Annotated in this window: 4 protein-coding genes and 3 tRNA genes; 6 read left to right on the top strand and 1 reads right to left on the bottom strand. The window is 54.9% G+C overall.

The window, feature by feature from the left end; translation table 11 throughout:
• Positions 1-39: 39 nt before the first annotated feature.
• From OCV58_RS11300 to pta, 4 genes are all read left to right on the top strand, one after another.
• A tRNA-Lys gene (locus tag OCV58_RS11300) sits at positions 40-115 on the top strand.
• Between the two features lie 16 nt (positions 116-131).
• A tRNA-Glu gene (locus OCV58_RS11295) sits at positions 132-207 on the top strand.
• Between the two features lie 6 nt (positions 208-213).
• Positions 214-289 (top strand) — tRNA-Val (locus OCV58_RS11290).
• Positions 290-666: 377 nt separating this feature from the next.
• Positions 667-1710, top strand: coding sequence for a phosphate acetyltransferase (gene pta / locus OCV58_RS11285; protein WP_154877898.1), 1044 nt, complete (start codon positions 667-669; stop codon positions 1708-1710).
• A gap of 158 nt (positions 1711-1868) precedes the next feature.
• Here the strand turns inward: pta and OCV58_RS11280 are convergent, their stop codons facing one another.
• A complete protein-coding gene (locus tag OCV58_RS11280) occupies positions 1869-2309 on the bottom strand; it encodes a hypothetical protein (RefSeq protein ID WP_087478868.1) in 441 nt (146 codons plus the stop codon).
• 183 nt (positions 2310-2492) lie between these two features.
• Here OCV58_RS11280 and OCV58_RS11275 point away from each other — a divergent pair, with 183 nt between their 5' ends.
• On the top strand, positions 2493-3881 hold the full coding sequence (locus OCV58_RS11275) for an NAD(P)/FAD-dependent oxidoreductase (RefSeq protein WP_087478867.1): 1389 nt from the start codon (positions 2493-2495) through the stop codon (positions 3879-3881).
• Positions 3882-3928: 47 nt separating this feature from the next.
• Positions 3929-4966, top strand: coding sequence for a selenide, water dikinase SelD (selD, locus tag OCV58_RS11270; RefSeq protein ID WP_154877897.1), 1038 nt, complete (start codon positions 3929-3931; stop codon positions 4964-4966).
• Positions 4967-5111: the final 145 nt, after the last annotated feature.

Below are 5111 nucleotides of genomic sequence, written 5' to 3'. Positions count from 1 at the left end.
CATCGTTGGTTCGAATCCAGCTACCCCTGCCAAATTTATGATCCACTAGCTCAGTCGGTAGAGCACCTGACTTTTAATCAGGGTGTCCCGAGTTCGAATCTCGGGTGGATCACCATCATTTACTCTAGCATGGCCCCTTGGTCAAGTGGTTTAAGACACCGCCCTTTCACGGCGAGAACATGGGTTCGAATCCCGTAGGGGTCACCACTATCCGGGCGATTAGCTCAGCTGGGAGAGCGCCTGCCTTACAAGCAGGATGTCAGCAGTTCGATCCTGTTATCGCCCACCAATTTTTTTACAAGACATACACTTCGGTGTATGTCTTTTTTTGCATGTATGACGGTTATTGGCCAAGACGCTGCGTACCGAATGTCTGTCGTTGCTTCCTGTTGGCATACGAAGATATCCCCTCTTTGCTGAAATTCCTCGTCTTCTGGTCAGGAACGAAACTCCCTTCGTTCTGCCGCCGGCCTTTAAGATAACACATAGACTCATGTATGATAGCATAAATGCATAATAGTATATTATAAAATGATTAACTTTCATGCCGAATTGTTCGTATTATTGCAATAAGCGGGCGAAACGTATTTGATTCGACTCCATTTTGTATTATAATAAAGCTGTCAAACATTCATTTTTAAGATTTATTTAAGGAGTGGTTCCCTCATGCGATTTACTGAAGATTTGAAAGCCCGTGTTGCGAAAGCGCAGAAGAAGATTGTTCTTCCGGAAACGAGCAGCCCCCGCGTACTGAAAGCTGCCGAACGTGTTTTGGCCGAAGGCTTTGCCAGAATTGTCCTCGTAGGCAAACTGGAACAAATCAAAAAAGATGCTGCTAAATACCAGATTGACCTTACGGGCGTTGAAGTAATCGACCCGGCAACGTATTACCGCATGGACGAATTGTGCGCATATTTTGCAAAACGCCGCGAAAAGAAAGGCATGACGCCGGAAAAAGCATACGAAGTTATGGTTAACAACTACACCTTCTTCGCTGCCGGCCTCGTTGCTCTCGGCGAAGCTGACGGTGTCGTATCCGGTGCGATTACGACGTCTGCCGACGTTATCCGCGCCGGCCTTCAGGTCGTAGGCCCCCGTCCGGGCAACAAGACCGTATCCAGTGCCTTCATTTTGCTGACCAATACGCCGCAGTACGGCGATAACGGCATCCTCGTACTGGGCGACTGCGGTGTTATTCCCGATCCGACGGCAGAACAGCTGGCTGACATTGCCTGCATCTGCGTGGAACGTGCTGAAAGAACTGTACAGATGTTAAGACCTCGCGTTGCCTTCTTGTCCTACTCCACCATGGGCAGCGGCGCCGGCGAATCTGTCGACAAAGTTCGTCAGGCTGTACAGATCCTGAAAGACCGCGGCGTAGAATTCGACTTCGACGGCGAAATGCAGGCTGACGCCGCGTTGGTACCGGAAGTTGGCGAACGCAAAGCTCCGGGTTCCAAGGTTGCCGGCCATGCCAACGTCCTCATTTTCCCGAACCTCGATGCTGCTAACATCGGCTACAAGATGGTTCAGCGTTTTGCCAACGCAACGGCTCTTGGCCCCTTGGTTCAGGGCTTGGCAAAACCGATTCTCGACTTGTCCCGTGGCTGCTCGACAGAAGACGTCGTAGACGTCGTCGCCGTTTGCTGCTCTGACGCAATTACGACAGATATCATGAAAGAACAGGCCGCTCATCCCTTCGAAGGCTAAGAGCGACAGGCTGCGCCGTTTATAGCGGCGTGCATAAAAACAGCGCATACGATATCGTGTGCGCTGTTTTTATATTCTCAAGTATGCAGTTGATTCGTTTCGGCCTTTTGCCTGGCCTTTCGGCATAACTGTTTCCTGCCGGCTTTTTCCCGCTGCCGTCAGCGTTTTACGCGAACTCGCTTGTTGCCGACGACCATGGAACGGCTCAGCGTGCGGTAGGCCATGTACGTAAAGAACAGAAAGCCGAAGAGGAACACGAGGGCGTATTCGTCGGTCAGCTTTTCGTGCTGCGAGTAGTAATAGGCGCAGCCCAGCGTGAGGAGCAGGCTGGCGTACATCGACAGGACGGAGCACCAGGTACGCTGGCCTCGGTCGCGGACGGCGTAGAATTCGCGGTATTTGACGTACAGGGCGATAGTAGACACGACGAGGACGACGCCTGCCGCTGCCGGGACGATCGGATTGATTTGCAGATATAAGGACACTAATAGGAGGACCATGAGCAGGAAGGTCCAGAGAAAGATGTATTCCTGCAGCCGAAGCTCTTCCTTCGGGTCGTCGACAGCCTGCTGCCGTCGGTCTTTTCGTTTTTGTGCCATATGAAACCTCTCCTTGCTTGTATAGTCATGCCCTTATTATAGCACAACCTGCCGGGAAGAGCAGGGGTCGCCTTATATTGACAGGGCCCGTGCCCCATGATACGCTAAATGAGGATAGTTGATATACAATCGCAGATATCCCGACTGCGCGGCAGCAGGCCGCGGCGAAAGGAGAGATAGACGATGAACGCTGTAAAAACCTATGACGTCATCATTATCGGGGCCGGGCCGGCCGGTATTTTTACGGCTCTGGAGCTGGCTGATACGGGCCTGAGTATTCTCATCGTGGAAAAGGGGCAGGACATTCGCGAGCGCATTGCGACGAGCCGCAATAAAAACGCCCTGCCTAAGGATAAGGTCCGCAACGTCGTGTGCGGCTGGGGCGGCGCCGGCGCCTTCAGCGACGGCAAGTTGACGCTGACGACGGAATACGGCGGCAATTTGGACGACTACATGTCCAAGGCCGAGCTCATGGAAAAAATAGCCTATGTCGACGACGTATACTGCCGCTTCGGCGGCGCAGACCGCAAGGTATACGGCGACGAAAATAAGGAGTGCATCCGCCAGATGCAGCGCAAGGCCGCGGCGGCTGATTTACGGCTTATTCCGGCGCGGATACGCCACCTCGGCACGGATGTAAACGCCCAGATACTGACGAATATGCGCGACTTCCTCGACGGCAAGATCGACATCATGGCCGATACGGCCGTAGACCATATCGTCGTGGAAGACGGGCAGGTGCGGGGCGTTATCATAGCAGATCAGCTGTATGCCTGCCGCTACCTGGTCTGCGCGCCGGGCCGGGAAGGCTCGGAATGGTTTGTCGGCGAAGTAGACAAGCTGGGCCTCAAGCTGACGTCCAACGCCGTCGATATCGGTGTGCGCGTAGAAATGCCGGCAGAAATTTTAGAGACCATTACCGACATAGTGTACGAATCGAAGCTCATCTATTTCAGCAAGTCCTTCGACGATAGGATTCGTACCTTCTGCATGAATCCCTATGGCTTCGTCGTAGAAGAAAACAACGACGGCCTCTTGACGGTCAACGGCCACAGCTATGCTCACAAGCGCAGCGAAAACACGAACTTTGCCATCCTCGTGTCGAAGAAGTTCACCGAGCCCTTCCACGAGCCGATCAAATACGGAAAGTACATCGCCAATTTGGCCAATATCCTCGGCGGCGGCGTCATCGTCCAGCGGCTGGGAGATCTTCTCGACGGCCGCCGTTCGACGCCGGAGCGCATTCTGCGGGGCCTCGTGCGGCCGACGATGCCCGACGCGACGCCGGGCGACTTGTCCCTCGTCCTGCCGTACCGCCACCTGCAGGACATCAAGGAAATGCTCGAGGCGCTGGACAAGGTGGCTCCCGGTGCCAATTCGCGCCATACGCTGCTGTACGGCGTGGAAGTTAAATTTTATTCCAACCGGCTGGAACTGAATCACAAATTGGAAACGAAGATTCCCAATTTCTTTGCCATCGGCGACGGCGCCGGCATTACGCGGGGGCTGGTGCAGGCCTCGGCGGCCGGCGTAACTGTCGGCAAGGAAATCCTGGAACGGGAAGGCCGGTAAACCGTATCCTGTAGGGATATGGAAGCTGAAGAAGGGAGGTGCCGGCTATGGATGAAAGGATCAAATTGACTCAAATGGCGTCCTGCTCGGGGTGAGGTGCTAAGATTGGCGCCGGGGAACTGGCGCAGCTGTTGGAAGGTATTCCAACAAGATATGACGAACGGCTGATCGTCGGCTACGATAAGAGCGACGACGCGTCGGTATACGTCGTCAGCGAGGAATTGGCCTTGGTGCAGACCGTCGATTTCTTTCCGCCCATCGTCGACGACCCGTTCTTATTTGGACAAATTGCGGCGGCCAACGCCCTGAGCGATGTGTACGCCATGGGCGGCGAGCCGAAGCTGGCTATGAACGTCATGTGCATCAATTCGCAGATGGGAAAGGATGCCGTCCGGGCTATCCTGCAGGGCGGCTATGATAAGGCTTATGAAGCGGGCGTCCTCATTACAGGCGGCCATACCATAGAAGACAAGGAGCCTAAGTACGGCCTGTCCGTGACGGGCTTCGTCCATCCGCAGAAGCTCCTGCGCAATTCGTCGGCCCGCGAAGGCGACGTATTGATTTTGACCAAGCCCTTAGGCGTAGGCATCCTCATGACGGCGGCCCAGGGAGATATGGTGGAGGAAGGCCTGCTGCGCGAGCTGCACAGCCAAATGGCGCAGCTCAACAAGGCGGCCAGGGATATCATGGTCCGCTACGACGTCGGCGGCTGCACCGACGTGACGGGCTTCGGCTTTTTGGGCCACGCCTTTGAAATGGCCCGGGGAAGCGGCCTTACGCTGCACGTCATGGCGGGAAGCGTTCCCTATTACGGTGAAGCCTGCGAGATGGCCGACATGGGCTTTATTCCCGCCGGCGCATACCGCAACCGGGCTTATACGGACGGGCAGGTCGTCGTCAGGGGCGACGTCGGCCGGGCTATGATGGACGTCCTGTACGACCCGCAGACGTCGGGAGGCCTGCTTATTGCCGTCTCGGAACGGGACTGCATGGCCTTTCTGAAGGAATTGCAGTCGGCCATTCCCTGCGCGGAAATCGTCGGCTACGCGGCGCAGCGCGAAGACGGCGCGCTCATCGTAGAATAAGAGAACCGCCGCAGGAGATAGGGGCTCCTGCGGCGGTTTTTCTGTATGGCGAATTTACAATACAAGTGCAACACCTATAAAAAATGACACATAGGTTTCTGATATAATAATGCTACCAAACAAAATCTATATCTCGGAGGAAACC

Origin of the sequence: Megasphaera stantonii (assembly GCF_025567065.1) — a bacterium.
Taxonomy (GTDB): Bacteria; Bacillota; Negativicutes; order Veillonellales; family Megasphaeraceae; genus Megasphaera; species Megasphaera stantonii.
Note: the sequence above shows the minus strand (reverse complement) of the source record. Positions and strands in the feature narration are given on the sequence as shown.

Excerpts from the sequence above, each read along its gene's own strand:
- pta (WP_154877898.1), top strand. The coding sequence starts at position 667 with ATGCGATTTACTGAAGATTTGAAAGCCCGTGTTGCGAAAGCGCAGAAG.
- OCV58_RS11280 (WP_087478868.1), bottom strand. The coding sequence starts at position 2,309 with ATGGCACAAAAACGAAAAGACCGACGGCAGCAGGCTGTCGACGACCCG.
- OCV58_RS11275 (WP_087478867.1), top strand. The coding sequence starts at position 2,493 with ATGAACGCTGTAAAAACCTATGACGTCATCATTATCGGGGCCGGGCCG.